Source organism: Pseudomonas sp. Irchel 3H7, from assembly GCF_900187605.1.
Taxonomy (GTDB): Bacteria; Pseudomonadota; Gammaproteobacteria; order Pseudomonadales; family Pseudomonadaceae; genus Aquipseudomonas.
The window spans coordinates 20,138-38,665 of sequence record NZ_FYEA01000001.1 but is presented as its reverse complement, the minus strand read 5'-3'; the positions used below and the strand labels follow the sequence as shown (position 1 = coordinate 38,665).

The following is an 18,528-nucleotide window of genomic DNA, read 5'->3' as shown; positions in this document are numbered from 1 at the left end:
ATTAAAGATAATTGATACCGAAACCAGTCACTTAAAACTGCAGTATGAGCCACCTAGATTCAAGCAGCACTATCTTGAAGCTGTTGGTAAATTTGCGGTTCGGCAAGCAATATACTTTCTGGAAACTGAAAAATGCTTTTGGAGTATTGCACATTGGGATATGTACGGAAATGAATTCCTTAGCTGCATCAAAAATCAAGCACCACAGCTTTTAGATAAAATCTTCCAGTTAGACTTAGACGACTTCATCGATCTTGCAACGCTGGATCTAAAACTCTTAAATCAAATCAACCTTAGCACGAAGGATTTTTGTACAAAACTCGCAAGCATTAAAAATTCGACACTCTTGATCGATAATATTTATGAGCAAAACATTGATCAAGGCTCCATGCAAGCAGCCCTATATATTAGTAATATTCTCAGAGAGGTTGCACCCGAAACGAACATTATCTTCAGAAGTAAATTTATTATTAAAAGCGCACCATGGGCTCCAATCCTAATACAGCCTATGAATGAGCCGGACATGAATAAGTTCATACTTTCAAATTCTGAATTTAATGTCCCTGAAAGCATAATCTCTTCAGGAGAGATATATAGGCTTTCTGGAGGGAGACCGGGAAGCGTTGAGCGCATAATTTCACAAATGGAGCATACAAGGTTTTCAGAACTGGTAAATGAAACTTCTGCCACCGCTTTGCGAAATATAGATAGCAGCACTATCCCCGTATCTATCAAGATAAAAATTGATACCATTAAAGCAGAGCATAGCGACTCCCTATATCAGCTATTACTTTGCTTGGCCATATTTCCTTATGGCGAAGATTTCAGCCACATCCGATATTTTGACAGGACCAAACCGTTTTACGCAAAGCACTCTATCGAATTAAGCAAAAAAGGGCTGATTGAGGTCTCTAGATATACCGACTATGGCGAGATGGAGGTTGAAGCTCCTAAAATAGTACGAGAACTCACTCAAAGTCAAAGCTATGTGCAATCGCTACTCACAGTAGAGAGCTATAAGGATTTTACTGAAAAGGCATTGACCGCATATTTTGGCAACTGGAAAATTAAGGAGTACGAGTTAGGTAGCAGCTTTAGTCATAAAGTTTTGACCGAATATGAATACTCATTCAATAATGCCACATGTCTCTTAAGGCGTCACTTTAATGATGCAATAGCTGAAAGCGACTCTAAACTTATCTCGAATGCCCTAGACTTGATAAACTTTTATACATCAAGATTGGATAAAATCTGTAACTTTAGAAATATTTGCAATTTCTGCCACGCCATAATTCCTCATTTGATAAAATTTTCTTATATTCGAGCGTCTCAGGATATCTTATTTAGATACGCAAATAGCATGCGTATGCTGAATAGCTTTGACGAAGCCTTGGTGATTTATGAACTCTTGGAGAAATTGGAGACCCAAACAAATCAGCGACTTGCTAGTGTGTGGCTAAATACTGCCATGCTATACTATGAAACCGATCGAAAAGCTAAAGCCATTAAGTTTGCAAGACAAGCTTCCAATCTATCGGATAAAAATGCTACCTATTTTCATGCTCAGTCAATCCTCACTGTATTGGATTCAAAAGATAACAAAGCTTCTAGACTTGAAAGAATTAAGGGCCGGTGCTTGAGGGATGCTCACCATGTTACGGCTAACAATATTTCTTTACGTTTAGCAGCTAAATTCCAAAAGCCAGAAGTGCGTATTGAAACATATCGGCAGATGGCCGATACGGCTATTGGGAAAGGCGATCGATTCAACTATGTCAAGGCGACTATAAGCTATCTTGAAATCGTGCATAAAACTCAGCACAAAATTCATAAAAATTACTTGAGCCAGTTACTTACCTGTTATCAATACGTGACGTCCCAAAGGCTGATTAACTTATTCACAAGATCTCACAGCTTGCTTTGGGAGCATTACCTCTCCCAAAGCGACATTAGATGGTTGGGAAGGATTTTTTGCTATAGCTCTCCAACATTCAGATTGGCGAACTTGGATGAAACTGAAAGAAAATATCTTTCAGAGTTAATGGAGCTAGGAGTCCTAGACTCGCCGGCTCTAGAGGAATCGGAGCGTTACTACATACAGCGACGAGCATTCGAGATTTAGTAATGGCAACTAGCTTATCTTGGTGTTGATCAGCTGCACGGATTGGAAAACCGCAAACTCGCTGATTAGTGCTGTGTCGCTCATAGCCTTGAATCGGTCCTGATTTCCTAGACGCTTCCGTCTGACTGCTGCTGGCCGGTAGCGGTAGCGGTCGCTGCCGATGTCCGCTTCTGGCCGCATGCGGTCGCTCTTGGCGTAGAAGATGGCTGCCGTGACTCCAGCGGGCAGCTTATCCCATTCCGAAACGCCTCCATGTCTGCAGACGTAGATCTATGCAAAATCAAGTCTTCTCAATATCATTAATTGACAAGCCAATACGACTAGGATACAGCGCCTGTATGGATATCGAACCAACACTACATGCCGAATGGATCAAACTTTTACCGATTATAGTGGGAGGAACATTAACGCTGCTTGGCGGAATTTCCGCCCAGCTTGTTACTCAATTTATATCGGCACGTCGTGATCGAAAGAAATTTTTGGCTGGAAAATTAGAGGATATTGCTAGGGCCGTTTCAGCATACTCCGCGTGGATATCAGAAAAGCAAAATACACTTCTTTTCAAGGACGAAGCACACGACTCGCCCTCGCCTCTAGATGAAGCTGTCCTGCTTCAGCGCTTATATTTTCCAGAACTCCACGGAGAGATCTTAGCGCTGATGCAAGCTTCCATTCCCTTGTTAGAACTCATTGGAAAACAATCGGTAGCACGAAAAGAAAATTTCGATTTGTGGCTGAAAAAATTCGACAATAGTGACTATGAATCAGGCTATAAGATCCACCTTCAGGCCTTAAGCGCAACCATTAAGAAGTGCAGAGATATCGCTGAAAGTGGCCTTAAATGATTGTGTCTATCTAGTACGCCATTCATGCACAAGTCTTCGCGATTGCGGAACGCGGACGCCGGGCATCACCATTGACCTGCAACGCAGAGGCAATCCCTGGTATCCGCCCAAACTTGCCTCCAATTTTATTATTCGTAGCATCGACCCAATCCCACATTCGATGGCGGTCTACTTTCGCACCGAAGAGCGATCCCAGACCCATTTCAGTCCTGTATGGCCTTTTTTCAGACGTCAAAAACCACAAGCCTCCGACTTTCTCTATGAGAATCAGTGGCTTGCGTTTACTGAATGGAGCGGTGAAGGAGAAATTCGAACTCCACCAAACTTTGGCCATCATAAATGCTCTTCAGGACTCACGTTAGAGTCCGCTTCTGGCCGAAAGCAGACTGTCAGCACTGCATCTTTCGGCCGGAACCGGTCACGCCAATGTTTAAAAAGACATCTCCAGACACTCTCGCAGGCTACACATCCTTGCGCCTTTGCCTACAGCTACGCCAGAATCCGCCGGCTTGTGCGCTTTTGGGTCGGATTCTATTGTGGTCCGGTCGCTGACGAATCAGCGATCGGGTTTGGTAGCCCGGCTTAGACTTGGCGCATAGCGTCACCCGATACAGGCCTTTTTGGGGCTGTGTATTTATGGTGGTCATGCGCAGGGCGTCTTCGGGCGCGCCGGTTCTCCAAGTCACCGGTCTACCAACCTTCGTATGGCCACCACCCCTTCGTTTGGTAGCGAAAGATGATGGCTCCTTTTCTATGATTTGGAGATTCACTCATGATCAAACCAACACCCAACCCGCCCGAAACCGCCTCGGTTTCCCCCTACGAATCCATCGATTCCAAAAAACTCAACGAAGCCGCCGACCGCGCGCTTGACCATTACCTCTGTCCGCCCGGTTCCACTCCGCCCCCACGTAAAAACCGTGGAATGTACGCCGTGACGGCGGACAACAAAACCGAAGAACTGCTGGTCGATGCCAGTGCAACACTCGCTTCGGCCAAAACCATCGCCCAAAACGTCTCCAGCCTGTTGCCGGCATCGCAGCGCCATGCGCTGGCGGGGATTGCGCAGTTGATCATGCTCGGGGAGTTGGCGGTGAATAGGGCGCTGGACAATTTGCAATTGCCGGAGTGATGCGGGTGTCGGGATCACCTGGTGATTGATCGGGTGTTCATCCTGGCGCCTTCGCGAGCAGGCTCGCTCCCACAGGGTTTTGTGTTGGTCAGGAATGTTGTGTCCGACGCTGAAACCTTTGGGAGCAGGGCTGGTAGCGATGGCGATGACACATGCGTTGTATCCGTTGCCCGAGCCTTCGGCAGCTCCTACAGGAGGAAAAGGGGACGGATTTATATTTGAAAAATAGATCCGTCCCCTTGAATGCAGATGCCCATCTAACGGTGCAACCTCTGACGGGGAACCGTATCAAGATCTACCTAGTCGCCCAAATCAACGGCATTACCGCTAGCCCGGACATAATAATTATCGAATTCACCGCTTTCGATGAACACGAAGCCATGGCGAGTGTAAAAGCGATTTGAAGCGCTTTCCTTGAGAGCACCCACCTTGATGGGACGCCCGATCTCATCAGCCTCTCTGAAAATCCGAGTAAGAACTTCAGAGCCGATTCCTGCTCCTTGAGCTCTGGGTATCACATACAAGTGGTCAAGCAGCAGCTCGCTCTGCTGGTCTTTGATTACGACAAAACCGACCAGATCACCTAATACTTCTATGCGGCGTGTGCTGTTAGCGTCGAACCCACCAAGAAATCGTTCGCGCGCACGATCTGGGTCAAATCGTCCAAGCCGTTCGAGGCTCTCGCGCATGGCCTCAATCCTGATGGCTACCAGATCTTCCAGGTCGTTATTGGAAGTTGCGCATAAAACGACAGCGGAGTTTTGATCAGCGGAGGCTGGCATAACAAGCACCCTAAACATGGCCGGTCAGTGATTATAGAGAACAGAGTCCGCATAACCACTGCTGCTCGGTTCAATGGAGGCGATGGCTCCCTATCAGCTTCAGGGGGATGTGTTCGCCGGACGCTTACGTCTGTTGGGGCAAGGGGACGGATCTGTGCTGGGGTCCGAGACGCGATGAGGATTCCGATAAACACCAACGTTTAAAAAGACATCTCCAGACACTCTCTCAGGCTACATATCCTTGCGCCTTTGCCTACAGCTACGCCAGAATCCGCCGGCTTGTGCGCCTTGGGGGCGGGTTCTATTGTGGTGCGGTCGCTGACGAATCAGTGATCGGATTTGACCGTCCGCCCAATATCAAGGCGCGCCAGCGTTCTGCACGTGTTCAGGCATTGTCTGAAATCGTGTCGCGGTGGCTGTGCGTGGGACACCTTCGGGTGTGCCGGATTCCTTGATGTCCGGTCGGTCAACCCGCGTACAGCTGCCACCCTGTTTGTTTGACCGCGAACGGTGGCGGCTCCAGTCATCAAGGAGCTTTACCATGATCAAACCAACGCCCAATCCGCCCGAATCTAACTGCACGTCTCCCTACGAATCCATCGATTCCAAAAAACTCCACGAAGCCGCCGACCGCGCGCTCGACCATTACCTCTGTCCGCCCGGTTCCACGCCGCCGCCACGTAAAAAACGTGGGATGTATGCCGTGACGGCGGACAACAAAACCGAAGAACTGCTGGTCGATGCCAGTGCAACACTCGCTTCGGCCAAAACCATCGCCCAGAACGTCTCCAGCCTGTTACCGGCATCGCAGCGCCATGCGCTGGCGGGGATTGCGCAGTTGATCATGCTCGGGGAGTTGGCGGTGAATCGGGCGCTGGATAATTTGCAATTGCCGGAGTGATGCGGGTGTCGGGATCACCTTGTGATTGATCGGGTATCCGTTCTGGCGTCTTCGCGAGCAGGCTCGCTCCCACAGGGTTTTGTGCTGATTGCAGATGTTGTGTACGACGCTGAAACGTGTGGGAGCGGGTCGGTTACTTTCCTGCGGCGTTTTCATTTGGTTTGTTGTTGCTTTCGGCATTGCGCCTGGAAAAATCAGCGGCGGATCTGTTCAAGGAGGGAGGTGAGCGACCATCACCCTTGCGGGTGATGGTTCGATGCTTAACGCAGGTTAGATATTCGGGGTGTAAGAGAAACTCTGCGAAGCTTCGGTATCGGTGAATGGCGTGACGCGAGTTTTCTTGTTGAACAGGCCATTGACGACCGAGCCGGGGAACATTTCGATGGCGTTGTTGAACAGTTCGACGTTGCGGTTGTAGATGGTGATGGCTGCGCCGACGTTCTCTTGTTGTTCGGCAATTTCACGCATCATGTTGTTCGCCGCTTCTGATGCTTTCAGGTCAGGGTAGGCCTCGAAAGCGATGCGTAGGCCACCTATCAGCTCCCGGGTGGCGGTTTCAACGGTCGTGAGGGCATTGCCATTGGCGCCCGCAGGCAGGGCGTTGACCGCGCTGCGAAGGCCGGTGATCTTTTCCAGGAGGCTGGCCTCATAGACCATGAAATCTGCGAGCACTTTTTGAAGCTGGTCGAGAACTTTGGTCTTCTGGCGTTCGTAAACGAGGACGTCCGACCATGCACGTTGTACTCGGTTGTGTCCCCCGATAATGCCGTTATAAATGCTGAAGCCCGCTACGATTATGACGACAGCGATAACAGCGGAGAGGATGAGTGCAATGTCCATGGCTTACTTCTCTTGGCGTTGTTTTGGGGGAGTGGCGGTAAAGGTAAAGTTGTCATCGTGCAGCTCACTGAGTGCATGGCTCCATTGGAGCGCAGACATCAGACGCGGCAGTTCGATACCGGCAGAAATTTCTTCGTAAAAATTGTTGGGCGAAGCCAGCGAATACTGGGCACCGAACGCGAACAGGTCGTTGCTCTCAAAACTTAGGCAGAGCTCTCCACTGTCGGAGAACTCCAGGTTCGGACGATGGAGGATGTCGAACAGCTTCAGCAAGTGGAGCACCGTCGAAGGCTTGATGAATTTCGCACAAAGCATCTCGCTGCGACCGGTCAAACGGAACGCTTTATTGAAATCCGTAGAAGCCGTGTCCATGGGATGCGAATAGTCGTTCTGGGACTGGTAATCAGATCTGACCGATATTCCGGTGACCCATGGAAAGTCGATGACCAAACTGTAGCGATCGTAGTGGTCATAAACCACTCGAGTCTCGGTTTTGGTATTGCCCTTTTCGTCGGTAACCGTGGTATGCACCTCGCGTCGGTTGACATAGTGCAGCTGGCGGTACGTGAAAGGGAGGTTGCGCAACGTGCCGGTAAATTCACCCTGTATCGACTCGACCAACTTGCGGCTGTAGTCGCCGCGACGGTAATCACCAAATTCCGTGTCCAGCTCTTTGAGGGTTGCGGCTGAGTCTTCTCTCAGGAAAGTCAGTCCGTTGTGGAAGTAGGATGACAGTCGAGCAATTCTTTTACTGAGCGACGGCAACCGATCAGATTTGGATTTCATCCATGCCAGACTCCAAACGGCAATCACGATGCCGAGAAAACCAGTACCCATGCCGAACGAGTCGGGATCAATTTCCAACCGGTAAAAGAACAGAGCGACGCTATGGATGTTCCCAATCCAATAAAGGGCCACAGCGCTCGCAAGCAATAACAGGCCGGTGCCGAAACACCACCATGCGCGTGTGCGATCGAATTCGAGCGGGCCGTTGTACAAGGCGAACTCATGGATCACGTTCAGGAGGTCGGCATTGGATTCAGCCCTGTCAATACTGGCTTCGCTCACCGTCAGCAACTCAGTGAGTCGCGCGTTCTGCGATGCGTTGGGCATGTAGACATCCTTCAGCGAGAGCAAGGTCGAAAACTCACAAAAGCATAGCGATGGTGTCCTGGCCTCACTTCGGATTCAGGGATGCCTGGTGCGGGAGCAATGGTCCGGTTTGAGGATTTGGCTCTATTCATAATCTGTCAGAAACATTGAAAAGGAGTGGACGATACCATTGTCATGCGCTGACCGCTTGTGGCGGATACGTGTCTCTGGAAATGGTCGAGCATTCGGCAGGCAGTAGTCTGTGGCCCCTGTCCGTGCGTCGGGCGTTGTCATGACAGTTACCTCGGCGACCGATTGATAAAGACGCAATCCAGCCGCACGCCATTCTGTCATTTGGTCGATGTCAGTTCAGGCAAAGCGGCGTTTATGAAATTCAGGGCGATTCATATGCTTTGAAAGTGTGCGCTGCAATGGCGCACTTAAATTGTCGGACAATGATCGAACTGGCCGGATTCGGAGACTTTCGTAGCACTATCCCGGTGCGGTTGTATAACAGTTACGCACCAAGTTAAGCGCAAAAAGTTTTTTTGATTTTCATTCTTGACAGCTGTTTTTATTTGTTTAAATCTCACTTCGCCGAATGGTTCGGCTTCATTGAAGATAAGGAGAGTGTCATGATTGTTATTAATCTCGAATCGAAAACCCTGGCTAACTGGACTCAAGCAGCAGGTCCGGTTAAAACCACCGTCAAGTGATGTCAGGGCCCGGAAGAAGTTCTTCCGGGCTTTTTGTTTTTACCAGTCTCAAGGACGAGAGAAGTGCCATCCTATATTAGTGATAATATTTTTTTTCTGATCAAGAATAAGCAATTGGTGCTATGGGACTACCAGGCACACAAGCAATATTCCATCTCTCCTCAGTATCTTTGTCGTTTACTGCATCTCAGCCAAAACCCAGACGTAGAGCCGGATACACAAGATTCGATCGACCAGGAATTGCTGGCCGCCGGGGTAGTGTCAGAGAGCGGATTTCCCGCAATGGAATGGGGCTGGGATGATCTTTCCCGCATCTTTCACGTTGGCACCAGCAAGATCGACTATGCGGCGCGACCGGAAAGTGTCGATGAATGGGCGATAGCCTACCAATCGGCATGTGACGAAGCCTTTACTGTTCCAGTGCCGAGGTTAAGGCATGAGAGTAAGGGTAAAGATACAGGGCACTGTATTGCTCTAACACGACCGGTCACTACTCAGAATTATGACTTGCAAAGTACCTTGTCAAAGCGCCGCAGCGTCAGGGAGTTCCTTCCTGTGGCGCTCACGAAGCAGCAGATAGAGTTGATTCTTTATTATTCGCTGGCGTATCTTCCTTCCCGCGGTCTTGCGACTAGCCAGCTGTGCCCTGATGAACTTCGCCATCGCAGAAGTAGCCCATCAGGTGGCGGACTCAATGCCATTGAGGGATATGTTTACATCAACAATGTCGCGCAGATCCCGCCTGGGTTCTATTACTACAATCCTGTCGAACACCAGTTGGAATCCATAAAAACCGATGACGATTTCAGCTTGGGTCATGCACTCAACGGCCAATTTTTCGCGGAAGATATTCCGTTCGGTATTTTTCTGACGTGCCAGTTTGACCGGCTATGGTGGAAGTATCCGCACTCAAGGGCCTACCGCGTCGCGCTGCTGGACGCCGGTCATATTTCCCAGACCGTGCAGCTTGTTTCAACTGCCTTGGGCCTTGGGACTTGGGTCTCTGCCGCTATTGATGAGGCTTGTCTGGAGCCGATTCTGGGCGATTCCCATCAGTCAGCTCCTTTGTTGTTTGTCGGTGCCGGGGTTAGCACCGGCAGGGACATGCCGGTGGCTTTGGAAGCGCTGCATGCCAGCGGAGGCGCACGAGAAAATGATTAAGCAAGAGTGCTCAATCGACAGCGATGCGTTGATGGTCTTCCTGGACTGGAACGAGGCCGCCACCGTGCGTTCGCGGCCTAACGCCTATGACCTGTCGGGTTGGGCGCAGGGCGGCGAACAGCACAAAGACTGGTTTGTGCCGACGGCAACTCCCTGGTTGGCTGATGAGGCTGTTCATTGCCATGGCGACGCCGTCAGGCAGGCGATATTGGCAAGATATCTGGTGATGTTCCTCGACTACACAACTGAGTTAGAGACCCGCATTGTCAATCGCTCGATCACAACCATTGCTCATGATCGAATCGGTTTGGGTTTGTCTCCAGAGTTGAAACTCACAGGGCTCAAGTTATATGCCGATGAGGCCTACCATGCAGTGATGTCGGCAGATGTCGCCAATCAAGTCAGCGCTATTTATGGAATTGCCAATCGGGAAATTACCTCGGAACGCGTGCAGAACATCCGGGCGCTTGTTAACTCGGTAGAGCCTGCCCATACCGAATTGGCTTGGTTTGTTGTTGGATTTGTTTCTGAAACCGTGATTACAAAAGAATTCCTTAAGATCTCCAGGTCAACGGTTTATACGCCCGTCTACCGGATGCTGCGTGACCATCTTGAGGATGAACTCAAGCACTCACTTTATTTTTCGCATCTTTTTACCATTGTTTGGCAGGGTGCTTCGGACGCTCAGAAAACATTCATGGCGGATTTTATCGTTAAAGCCATCTTCGAATTTTTCAGGCTGCATGAAACATGGTTGTACGAGAACTTGAAGCTGGTGGGCGTTGATGCCGCCAGCGCGCAGGTTATCCATGAAAGGCAGCAAGGCAGCGCGCCTCATCGTGCCAGGGCCAGAGCTGGATGTACCGCAACGATAACGGCGATGAAACGCAGTGGTTTTTTCAAAGAACCGATGAACGTGAAGCGCTTTGCCGAGGCAGGGCTTATCGAATGACAGACAAAGGGAGACTACGGTGAACGTTAAACTCAAATCGCCTTCAAAGGCCTCTGCACTTTTCCTGCTGTCGGTCATGGTCGCACTTGGAGTATTCCCGCTCGATGTATTACTGCCGTCTTATCCGGCTCTGGCGGATGCGTTTGGAATGAAGGTCAATGAAGTCACCTACTTTGTGGCGACATTTGCGGTGGGGTTCTCCATCTCTCAGATCGTTGTAGGGCCGCTGTCCGACAAGTATGGCCGGCCTGTCATGCTCAAACTTGGGTTGGTAGTGTCACTGCTGGGTATTGCGGGCTGCCTGCTGTCCAGCACGCAACTGCAGTTTGCCTTGGCGCGAGTCGTGCAGGGCGCAGGGTGCGGATGTTTTGTGTTGGCTCAAGCGATTGTTCAGGATGTCTTCACGGCTGAAGACCGGCAGCGGATTCGCATTTACATGCTGTCGTTAAGCGGGATTTGTATTTCCTTTTCTCCGTTGTTTGGGACGTATCTGCAGTACGCCCTGAATTGGCAGGGGAGTTTCTACGTGTTTGCTGTGCTGGCTGTGATCTTGCTGGGGCAAACACTGTGGTTTTTTCCCAAATTACCGGATCAGTCGCTAACGTCGCGATCGCAAAAGCTGGAAATTCTCAAGCGTTATGCGGATATCTTCAGCTATAAACCTTTCGTGTATTCGTGGATGACATCGGCTATGGCCTTTTCCTGTCATTTTGGATTCATTGCTATTTCTCCCATCATCTTTCTCGAAACGCTCCGGGTGTCCTCGTTGAGTTACTCATTTGTGCTACTGGCCTACGGAGGCGCCTATGTGGTGGGCGGGTTATTGGCCACCCGGTTATCCAGAACACTGACGATCGACACTCAAATCAAGGTGGGATTGGCTATCTCCGGGCTGTCCGGCCTGATCATGGTGGGGTTGATTCAGTTCCAGCTCTCTATCGCTACAGTGGCCATCCCAATGATCATCTGTACGCTAGGAACGACACTGGTCAGGCCCGCCGCCGCCTCCAGGGCCATGGAGATGTTCAGCGAGAAAGCGGGGGCCTCGTCGGCGGCGGGCGGCACCCTCATGTTCGTGACGGCTGGCGTCGTCAGCGTGCTGCTCGCCGTCGCCCCCTTTCCTCCGCTGGCGAGCCTGTCCGTGTTCATTTTGATCGCAACGGTACTTGGCTATGGTTTCAACAAATGGGGCGTCGCTGAGGACCCGGCGCTTGAGAGCGTTGCTGCCAAGTGACCGCTAGCTGGCAACCCTGGCCCTCACCCCAGCCCTCTCCCGGAGGGAGAGGGGGCCGACCGAGGTGTCTTGCGGGGTGCATCGACCTGGAAGACCGTGGTGATTATGGCTTTGGTGATTCTGGGATTTTGCGAGTAGAAGCGGCCCTCACCCCAGCCCTCTCCCGGAGTGAGAGGGGGCCGACCGAGGTGTCTTGCGGGGTGCATCGACCTGGAAGATCTTGGTGATTATGGCTTTGGTGATTCTGGGATTTTGCGAGTAGAAGCGGCCCTCACCCCAGCCCTCTCCCGGAGGGAGAGGGGGCCGACCGAGGTGTGTTGCGGGGTGCATCGACCTGGAAGACCGTGGTGATTATGGCTTTGGTGATTCTGGGATTTTGCGAGTAGAAGCGGCCCTCACCCCAGCCCTCTCCCGGAGGGAGAGGGGGCCGACCGAGGTGTCTTGCGGGGTACATCGACCTGAAGGACCTTAGCGATTATGGCTTTGGTGAGCTTTGGCGAATTTGGATTCAATGAAAGACGTTCAAGTCGGTGTAGCTCTCGAATATCCCCGAATTTGTCCCCTCTCCCTTGGGAGAGGGCTAGGGTGAGGGGCTTTCCGTTCGGGACAACAAGGTCTCAAGCCTGGCCAACGGCGGCGCATCCTGGCTGCGGTCAAATACCTGGATGCCAATCTTGAGCAACCGTCCATTCTCGGCTGCGCTAATCACCTGCTCACACCGCAACAACAACCGCCCCTGATCACATTCCTGCGCTTTCATCCCCATCGACAACTTCCCTTCCAACCGCAACTCCGCCATCCGACTCTGCGCCGCAATCATCGCCACCGACCGATCCCTTAAAACCCCACTACTCTGCGTCATCAACCCCGCCACCCGCACAGCCGCCGACATCGCCACGGCAATAATCGCCAGCGCCACCAGCACCTCAATCAACGTGAAACCCGCTTCCCGCGAACGCGCACGCATACATGGCCCAAAACCCAAACCCAGCCCTCGACGCTAACCCCCGTCCTTGACGGCTTGACGACGAAAACACCCGAGGATTTTCAACATCACTGACATATCTTCTTGCAACACTGCGCGTCGAATCGAATCAAGCCAGGGTATGTCGAGATGGATATCGCACCTTTCAAATCGCTTCAGCAACCGATGCGCACGCCGCGTGGGCAGCAGGGTTTTACCCTGATCGAGATCATGGTGGTCGTGGTGATTCTGGGGATTCTGGCGGCGATGGTGGTGCCCAAGGTGCTCGATCGGCCGGATCAGGCGCGGGCGACGGCGGCGAAGCAGGATATTGGTGGGTTGATGCAGGCGTTGAAGTTGTATCGCCTCGATCACGGCACTTACCCGAGCATGAACCAAGGGCTGAAGGTGTTGGTGGAGCGGCCGGCGGATGCGAAGAACAGCAATTGGCGCTCGTACCTGGAGCGCTTGCCGAACGATCCATGGGGGCGTCCTTATCAGTACCTCAACCCCGGCGCCAATGGCGAGATCGACATCTTTTCCCTCGGTGCCGACGGTCAGCCGGACGGCGACGGCGTGAATGCCGATATCGGTTCCTGGCAGTTGTAAGGCCGGCCATGAACAGCCGCTCGCCTGAGGGGGCGAAGCAACAGGGCATGGCGATTATCAGCGCGTTGTTGATTGCGGCCGTGGTGGCGGTGATTGCGGCGGGCATGTTGACGCGCCAGAGCGTGTCGACCCGGGCGCTGGAGGCGGATCAGCAGCGCGTGCAGGGGCGTTGGCTGGTGCAGGGCGGGTTGGAGATCAGCCGTCAATTGTTGTGGGACGCACGTCAGCGCGATCCGTTGACCCGGCTCGATCAGCCGTGGGCGCAGCGTCTCTCCGCGCAAGGTTTTGAAGGGCGGCTGGAGGATGAGCAGGGCAAGTTCAACCTGCGCAATCTGGTGGCCAACGAGCGGGTTGATGAGGCGCAGGTGGCGGCGTTTCAGCGCTTGTGTGAGTTGATCGGGGTCAGCGCCGGGTTGAGTCAGCGCATCAGTCAGCGGGTGATTGCCTCGTACCCGCGGCTGCTGAATGCGCAGATGGCCGAGGCGCCGAAAAGTGGTTTCGACAGTGGTCGCGCCACTTCGCCCAACGCTTCACACAAACCGCAGAATCCGACGCTGCCGATGCTGCGCAGCATCGATGATCTGCGCAGTGTCGACGGCGTGAATGAGGCGCTGATCGGCAAGCTGGCGCCGTACCTGACGGTGATCCCCGCAACCACTTGGCTCAACGGCAACACCGCAACCGCGCCAGTTTTGGCTGCTTACGTGCCGGGGCTGTCGTTGGAGCGTGCCAATGCGCTGATCGCCGAGCGCGATGCCGGGCGCTGGTTTATCAACCGTGGCGATTTCGTTAACCGCTTGCGCCTGCCGCAACTGGAGCTGACCAGCGTCAAGGTCGGCATCACTAGTGACTGGTTTCGCCTGCGCGGCGAGGCGCGGCGCGATCAGCGGCGGGTCAGTCTTGAGGCGTTGCTGCATCGCAGCCAGGACCGCTTGCCGCAGGTGATTTGGTCGCGGGTGGGCGTATGAGCCAGTTGAAAGTGGCGTTGCCGCCCTTGGCGGAGCTGGATCTGCACAGTCAATTGCATTGCGCCTGGCTGGATCGTCAGGGCCAGGTCACGCGGGAAGAACGCTTCAGCCTGAGCCAGTTGAGCCAGCAGTCGAAACTGCCGCCGCTGGTGTGTTTTCTGCACCCGGCTGACAGCCTGTTGGCGAGTCTCGATTTACCGCCGTTGCCTGCGAACAAGATTGTCGCGGCGGTGCAGTGTGCGGCGCAGGCCTTGATGCTGGGCGACAGCAGTGAGATGCACATCGCGCACAGTTCGCGGGACGAGGCCGGGCAGGTGCAGATCGCCTGGGCGCCTCGGCAGCAGTTATTGAGTTTTGGGCAATTGCTGAAAAGCGCTGGGTTGAACCTGCGCGGTCTCTACCCGGCGCCGTACCGTTTGCCGGTGCTGCCCGGCACCGTCGCTTGCGTGCAGGACGGGCATCTGTTGTTGCGCGATAGCGTGCAAGTGGCGCGGGTGCAGCCGTTGTTCGATGACGGACTCGACGGTGTTGTGTGGGAACCGGGCATCACTTTGCACTGGATCGGTGATCAACCGCCGCCGGGCGCCGAATTGCCGATGGCGGAGGCGCAGCGCTGGACTGGGCCGCTACCGGGTTGGGGCCTGCACGGCGCAGTCCAGCAACAAAAAACCGAGCATCGCGGCTGGGACAGGGCAATCGCCCTGTCAGCGTTGGCCGTGGCCGTTTGGGTGATCGGTTTGAATCTGTATGCCGCCCGTGAGGCGAGTCAGGGCCAGCAGCTGAAAGCCCAGATGAACCTGCGGGTAAAGCAGGCCTTTCCCGAGTTGCCGGTGATCCTCAACCCGTTGCAACAGGCCCGTCAGCAATTGGCGGCGCGGCAAAAGGGCGCGGCGGATGATCCGGCGCAGACTTTTAATCGTCTGGTGTTGCAGGCCGGCAGCGGCATACCGTCGATGGCCGGCAGTGTCGAGCGGCTAGCGTTTGTCGACGGCACCTTGCAACTGAGTCTGCTGAGTGAAGCCCGTCGTGGCGGCAATGATCAGGAGTGGCAAAGCACCTTGGTCCAGGCCGGCATCAGCGTCACTGCCGATGACGAGGGTTGGACCTTGCGTCCGGCCACTGAAGCCAGCCCAAGTGAAAGCGATGACAGCGGCGGAGCAGAAGAAGATGAATAAGGCCTCGCTCGCGCTGTACCGCGCCAAGTGGCAACGCTTCAACGCTCAGGTGCAGGCGCGTTGGCAGCCGTTGGCCCTGCGTGAAAAACGCATGGTTGCCGGCATGGCCATAGCGCTGATCGGCCTGCTGCTGTGGGTCGCACTGATCCAGCCGCCGCTGAAGAAAATCACCTATTGGCAAACCGAGACGCCAAAGCTTCGCGCCCAGACCGAAGCGCTTGAGGTGCTGCTGCGCGAAGTCAGCGTGCGCCCGGACGGGCAAAGCGTGGCGCAGTCTCTGGAGCAGACCCTTCAGGCCAGTGGCCTGGCGGGGCATTACCAATTACAGGAGGCACAGGGTGCCTGGCAGTTGACCTTCGACGCGGCACCGGCCGACGCCGTGCTCGACTGGCTGTTGAGCAACCCGGCACAACTTTCTCTGCAAGTGGTCGAGGCCCGTTTGCAACGCGCAGACAACCCCTCGACCGAAGTCACCGCCGGCACTTTGTCAGGCACCGTTCGCATGGATCAGGCGCTGGGCGCTAAGGAAGCTTCATGAAGGGGTCAGGATCCAAACCGGCACGTCTGGCGTTGCCGATGCTGCTGATGGCGTTGAGCGCGTGCAGCAACACCAGCACACCGCAAAACCAGCCGCCATTGCTGGTCGACAGTGAACTCGGGCGGCCGCTGGCCAATACTCAGCGCAGCGGCGACGCGGTGCTCGACCGCGAACGCGCACAGGCCCAAGCGCGACCGGCGCCCAAGCAATTGCACAACATCAGCAAGAGTGCGCGCAGCGGTGCGGCGTCGTCGGGCATTGCGTTGCCGAGCAATCCTTTGGGCGATCAACCGGTGACGCTGAATTTTGTCGACGCCGATATTCAAGCGGTGGTGCGCGCGTTGTCGCGATCGACCGGGCAGCAGTTTTTGGTCGATCCTCGGGTAAAGGGCACGCTGACGCTGGTCTCGGAAGGTCAGGTGCCGGCGCGGCAGGCTTACGACATGTTGTTGGCGGCGTTGCGTATGCAGGGTTTCAGTGTGGTGGATGTCGGCGGTGTCGCGCAGGTGGTGCCGGAGGCGGATGCCAAGCTGCTGGGTGGGCCGATTTACAGCGCTGACAAACCGGCCGGTAACGGCATGCTCACGCGCACGTTTCGCCTGCAATACGAAAACGCGGTGAACCTGATTCCGGTGCTGCGGCCGATTGTTTCGCCGAACAACCCGATCAACGCCTATCCCGGCAATAACACCATCGTCATCACCGATTACGCCGAGAACCTGACCCGCGTTGCGCAGTTGATCGCGAGCATTGATTCGCCGAGTGCGATTGACACCGATGTGGTGCAGATTCAGAACGGCATCGCTGCTGACATCGCGCCGATGGTCGCGGATTTGCTTGATGCGCCGGGCAATGATCCGACGCAGAAAATAGCGGTGATCGGAGATCCGCGCTCCAACACCATCATCATTCGCGCCGGCAGTCCGGAGCGTACGGAGCTGGCGCGTAATCTGATTTACAAACTGGATAACGCGCAGAGCAATCCGAGCAATCTGCACGTGGTTTATCTGCGTAACGCCCAAGCGGCGAAACTGGCGCAGGCCTTGCGCGGTTTGCTCACGGGTGAGAGTGATAGCGGCACCAGTGACAGTGCGCGGTCGGTGCTCAGTGCCATGGGCGCAAGTACCGGCGGCAGCGCTGGGCAGAACGGCCAGAGCGGCACGCAAACCAGCGGCACGACATCGACCAGCAATAGCAGCGGCAGTGCCGGTGGCAGTTACGCACAAGGCAGTGGCGGCACCAGTAGCAGCGGTAATCAGGCGAGCGAACAGAACGTCGCCTTCAGTGCCGGCGGCGTAACGATTCAGGCCGACGCCACCACCAACACCTTGCTGATTTCCGCGCCGGAGCCGTTGTATCGCAACCTGCGCGAGGTGATCGATCTGCTCGACCAGCGCCGCGCGCAAGTGGTGATCGAAAGCCTGATCGTCGAAGTCGGTGAGGACGATGCCAGTGAGTTCGGCGTGCAATGGCAGACCGGCAACCTCGGCGGCAAAGGCGTGATCGGCGGCGCGAATCTGGGTGGTTCGGGGATCAACACCAACGGCAAGACCAGCATTGATGTGCTGCCGCAGGGGTTGAACCTGGGCTACGTCAACGGCACCGTCGACATTCCCGGCATCGGCAAGATTCTTGACCTGAAGGTGCTGGCCCGGGCCTTGAAAAGCAAGGGCGGCACCAACGTACTGTCAACGCCGAACCTGCTGACCCTGGACAACGAAGCGGCGAGTATTTTTGTTGGGCAGACCATTCCGTTTGTCAGCGGCAGTTATGTGACTGGCGGTGGCGGCACCAGCAACAACCCGTTCCAGACTGTGACCCGTGAAGAGGTGGGTTTGAAGCTCAATGTGCGCCCGCAGATTTCCGAGGGCGGCACGGTCAAGCTCGATATCTATCAGGAAGTCAGCAGCATTGATGAGCGGGCTTCGGCCAGTTCGACGTCGGCTGGGATCGTCACCAACAAACGCGCGATCGACACCAGCATCCTCCTTGATGACGGGCAGATCATGGTGCTCGGCGGCTTGCTGCAGGACGGTTACAGCCAGAGCAATGACGCGGTGCCGTGGCTGGGCAGTCTGCCGGGGATTGGCGCGCTGTTTCGCAACGAGCGTCGAGCGATTACCAAGACCAACCTGATGGTCTTTCTGCGTCCGTACATCATCCGCGACAGCGAAGCGGGGCGCAGCATCACCCTCAACCGTTACGACTTTATGCGCCGTGCGCAGGGCGGTTTGCAACCGGAACGCAGCTGGGCGATGCCGGACATGCAGGCGCCGCAATTGCCGACAGCGGCGCAGGGCGTACCGGCGGTTTTACCGGGGTCGGGTCCGCGCGCCACTATCAAAGCGGTGCCCATCCAATGATTCCGCCATCGCCTCTTGATCTGGAAAACCGATTTGTAGGAGCTGCCGAAGGCTGCGATCTTTTGATCCTGCTCTTCGACGGACCCAAACGACCAAAGATCAAAAGATCGCAGCCTTCGGCAGCTCCTACAGGG

16 protein-coding genes are annotated in these 18,528 nt (G+C 54.5%); 12 read left to right on the top strand and 4 right to left on the bottom strand.

The window, feature by feature from the left end; genetic code table 11:
• Window positions 1–160 precede the first annotated feature (160 nt).
• The 3 genes from CKW38_RS00110 to CKW38_RS00100 all read left to right on the top strand — a co-directional run bounded on the left by CKW38_RS00110 (window position 161) and on the right by CKW38_RS00100 (window position 4,099).
• Window positions 161–2,122 (top strand): hypothetical protein, encoded by a 1,962-nt coding sequence (locus tag CKW38_RS00110; protein WP_095111428.1) that lies wholly within the window; start codon window positions 161–163, stop codon window positions 2,120–2,122.
• A 338-nt stretch (window positions 2,123–2,460) separates the two neighbouring features.
• Window positions 2,461–2,967 carry a hypothetical protein gene (locus CKW38_RS00105; RefSeq protein ID WP_095111427.1) on the top strand — a complete coding sequence of 169 codons (507 nt, stop codon included), beginning with the start codon at window positions 2,461–2,463 and terminating at the stop codon, window positions 2,965–2,967.
• 772 nt (window positions 2,968–3,739) lie between these two features.
• Window positions 3,740–4,099 (top strand): DUF6124 family protein, encoded by a 360-nt coding sequence (locus tag CKW38_RS00100; protein WP_095111426.1) that lies wholly within the window; start codon window positions 3,740–3,742, stop codon window positions 4,097–4,099.
• A gap of 299 nt (window positions 4,100–4,398) precedes the next feature.
• Here the strand turns inward: CKW38_RS00100 and CKW38_RS00095 are convergent, their stop codons facing one another.
• Window positions 4,399–4,881 (bottom strand): N-acetyltransferase, encoded by a 483-nt coding sequence (locus CKW38_RS00095; protein WP_095111832.1) that lies wholly within the window; start codon window positions 4,879–4,881, stop codon window positions 4,399–4,401.
• 541 nt (window positions 4,882–5,422) lie between these two features.
• On the opposite strand from CKW38_RS00095, the gene CKW38_RS00090 reads away from it, so the two are divergent.
• The gene (locus tag CKW38_RS00090) at window positions 5,423–5,782 is read left to right on the top strand and encodes a DUF6124 family protein (RefSeq protein ID WP_095111425.1); all 360 of its coding nucleotides are present in this window, start codon (window positions 5,423–5,425) and stop codon (window positions 5,780–5,782) included.
• Between the two features lie 270 nt (window positions 5,783–6,052).
• Here the strand turns inward: CKW38_RS00090 and CKW38_RS00085 are convergent, their stop codons facing one another.
• Together CKW38_RS00085 and CKW38_RS00080 are read right to left on the bottom strand one after the other, a co-directional pair.
• Window positions 6,053–6,622, bottom strand: a complete 570-nt coding sequence (locus CKW38_RS00085) for a LemA family protein (RefSeq protein ID WP_095111424.1) — start codon at window positions 6,620–6,622, stop codon at window positions 6,053–6,055.
• A gap of 3 nt (window positions 6,623–6,625) precedes the next feature.
• On the bottom strand, window positions 6,626–7,735 hold the full coding sequence (locus CKW38_RS00080; protein WP_095111423.1) for a hypothetical protein: 1,110 nt from the start codon (window positions 7,733–7,735) through the stop codon (window positions 6,626–6,628).
• Between the two features lie 758 nt (window positions 7,736–8,493).
• Here CKW38_RS00080 and CKW38_RS00075 point away from each other — a divergent pair.
• The 3 genes from CKW38_RS00075 to CKW38_RS00065 are packed head-to-tail and all read left to right on the top strand — an operon-like array spanning window position 8,494 to window position 11,777.
• On the top strand, window positions 8,494–9,591 hold the full coding sequence (locus CKW38_RS00075; protein WP_095111422.1) for a SagB/ThcOx family dehydrogenase: 1,098 nt from the start codon (window positions 8,494–8,496) through the stop codon (window positions 9,589–9,591).
• Window positions 9,584–10,543: a diiron oxygenase gene (locus CKW38_RS00070; RefSeq protein WP_256588316.1), complete on the top strand. Its 960-nt coding sequence runs from the start codon at window positions 9,584–9,586 to the stop codon at window positions 10,541–10,543. Before CKW38_RS00075 ends, CKW38_RS00070 begins: the two co-directional genes overlap by 8 nt.
• A 19-nt stretch (window positions 10,544–10,562) precedes the next feature.
• Window positions 10,563–11,777: an MFS transporter gene (locus CKW38_RS00065; RefSeq protein ID WP_007919039.1), complete on the top strand. Its 1,215-nt coding sequence runs from the start codon at window positions 10,563–10,565 to the stop codon at window positions 11,775–11,777.
• A 580-nt stretch (window positions 11,778–12,357) separates the two neighbouring features.
• Here the strand turns inward: CKW38_RS00065 and gspI are convergent.
• Window positions 12,358–12,744: a type II secretion system minor pseudopilin GspI gene (gene gspI / locus CKW38_RS00060; protein ID WP_176472257.1), complete on the bottom strand. Its 387-nt coding sequence runs from the start codon at window positions 12,742–12,744 to the stop codon at window positions 12,358–12,360.
• Between the two features lie 147 nt (window positions 12,745–12,891).
• On the opposite strand from gspI, the gene gspG reads away from it, so the two are divergent.
• From gspG to gspD, 5 genes are read left to right on the top strand one after another with little or no spacing between them, the layout of a single operon-like run.
• Window positions 12,892–13,350: a type II secretion system major pseudopilin GspG gene (gspG, locus tag CKW38_RS00055; RefSeq protein ID WP_038368790.1), complete on the top strand. Its 459-nt coding sequence runs from the start codon at window positions 12,892–12,894 to the stop codon at window positions 13,348–13,350.
• An 8-nt stretch (window positions 13,351–13,358) separates the two neighbouring features.
• On the top strand, window positions 13,359–14,318 hold the full coding sequence (gspK, locus tag CKW38_RS00050) for a type II secretion system minor pseudopilin GspK (protein ID WP_095111419.1): 960 nt from the start codon (window positions 13,359–13,361) through the stop codon (window positions 14,316–14,318).
• Window positions 14,315–15,493, top strand: coding sequence for a type II secretion system protein GspL (gene gspL, locus CKW38_RS00045; protein ID WP_095111418.1), 1,179 nt, complete (start codon window positions 14,315–14,317; stop codon window positions 15,491–15,493). Before gspK ends, gspL begins: the two co-directional genes overlap by 4 nt.
• On the top strand, window positions 15,486–16,031 hold the full coding sequence (gspM, locus tag CKW38_RS00040) for a type II secretion system protein GspM (protein ID WP_095111417.1): 546 nt from the start codon (window positions 15,486–15,488) through the stop codon (window positions 16,029–16,031). The genes gspL and gspM overlap by 8 nt, the downstream gene beginning before the upstream one ends.
• Window positions 16,028–18,394, top strand: coding sequence for a type II secretion system secretin GspD (gene gspD / locus CKW38_RS00035; RefSeq protein WP_095111416.1), 2,367 nt, complete (start codon window positions 16,028–16,030; stop codon window positions 18,392–18,394). Before gspM ends, gspD begins: the two co-directional genes overlap by 4 nt.
• The last annotated feature ends 134 nt before the right edge of the window (window positions 18,395–18,528 follow it).

What these genes read in the sequence shown, in the direction of transcription:
- CKW38_RS00110 (WP_095111428.1), top strand. Translation starts at nt 161, where the DNA reads ATGTACGGAAATGAATTCCTTAGCTGCATCAAAAATCAAGCACCACAG.
- CKW38_RS00105 (WP_095111427.1), top strand. Translation starts at nt 2,461, where the DNA reads ATGGATATCGAACCAACACTACATGCCGAATGGATCAAACTTTTACCG.
- CKW38_RS00100 (WP_095111426.1), top strand. Translation starts at nt 3,740, where the DNA reads ATGATCAAACCAACACCCAACCCGCCCGAAACCGCCTCGGTTTCCCCC.
- CKW38_RS00095 (WP_095111832.1), bottom strand. Translation starts at nt 4,881, where the DNA reads ATGCCAGCCTCCGCTGATCAAAACTCCGCTGTCGTTTTATGCGCAACT.
- CKW38_RS00090 (WP_095111425.1), top strand. Translation starts at nt 5,423, where the DNA reads ATGATCAAACCAACGCCCAATCCGCCCGAATCTAACTGCACGTCTCCC.
- CKW38_RS00085 (WP_095111424.1), bottom strand. Translation starts at nt 6,622, where the DNA reads ATGGACATTGCACTCATCCTCTCCGCTGTTATCGCTGTCGTCATAATC.
- CKW38_RS00080 (WP_095111423.1), bottom strand. Translation starts at nt 7,735, where the DNA reads ATGCCCAACGCATCGCAGAACGCGCGACTCACTGAGTTGCTGACGGTG.
- CKW38_RS00070 (WP_256588316.1), top strand. Translation starts at nt 9,584, where the DNA reads ATGATTAAGCAAGAGTGCTCAATCGACAGCGATGCGTTGATGGTCTTC.
- gspI (WP_176472257.1), bottom strand. Translation starts at nt 12,744, where the DNA reads ATGCGTGCGCGTTCGCGGGAAGCGGGTTTCACGTTGATTGAGGTGCTG.
- gspG (WP_038368790.1), top strand. Translation starts at nt 12,892, where the DNA reads ATGGATATCGCACCTTTCAAATCGCTTCAGCAACCGATGCGCACGCCG.
- gspK (WP_095111419.1), top strand. Translation starts at nt 13,359, where the DNA reads ATGAACAGCCGCTCGCCTGAGGGGGCGAAGCAACAGGGCATGGCGATT.
- gspL (WP_095111418.1), top strand. Translation starts at nt 14,315, where the DNA reads ATGAGCCAGTTGAAAGTGGCGTTGCCGCCCTTGGCGGAGCTGGATCTG.
- gspM (WP_095111417.1), top strand. Translation starts at nt 15,486, where the DNA reads ATGAATAAGGCCTCGCTCGCGCTGTACCGCGCCAAGTGGCAACGCTTC.
- gspD (WP_095111416.1), top strand. Translation starts at nt 16,028, where the DNA reads ATGAAGGGGTCAGGATCCAAACCGGCACGTCTGGCGTTGCCGATGCTG.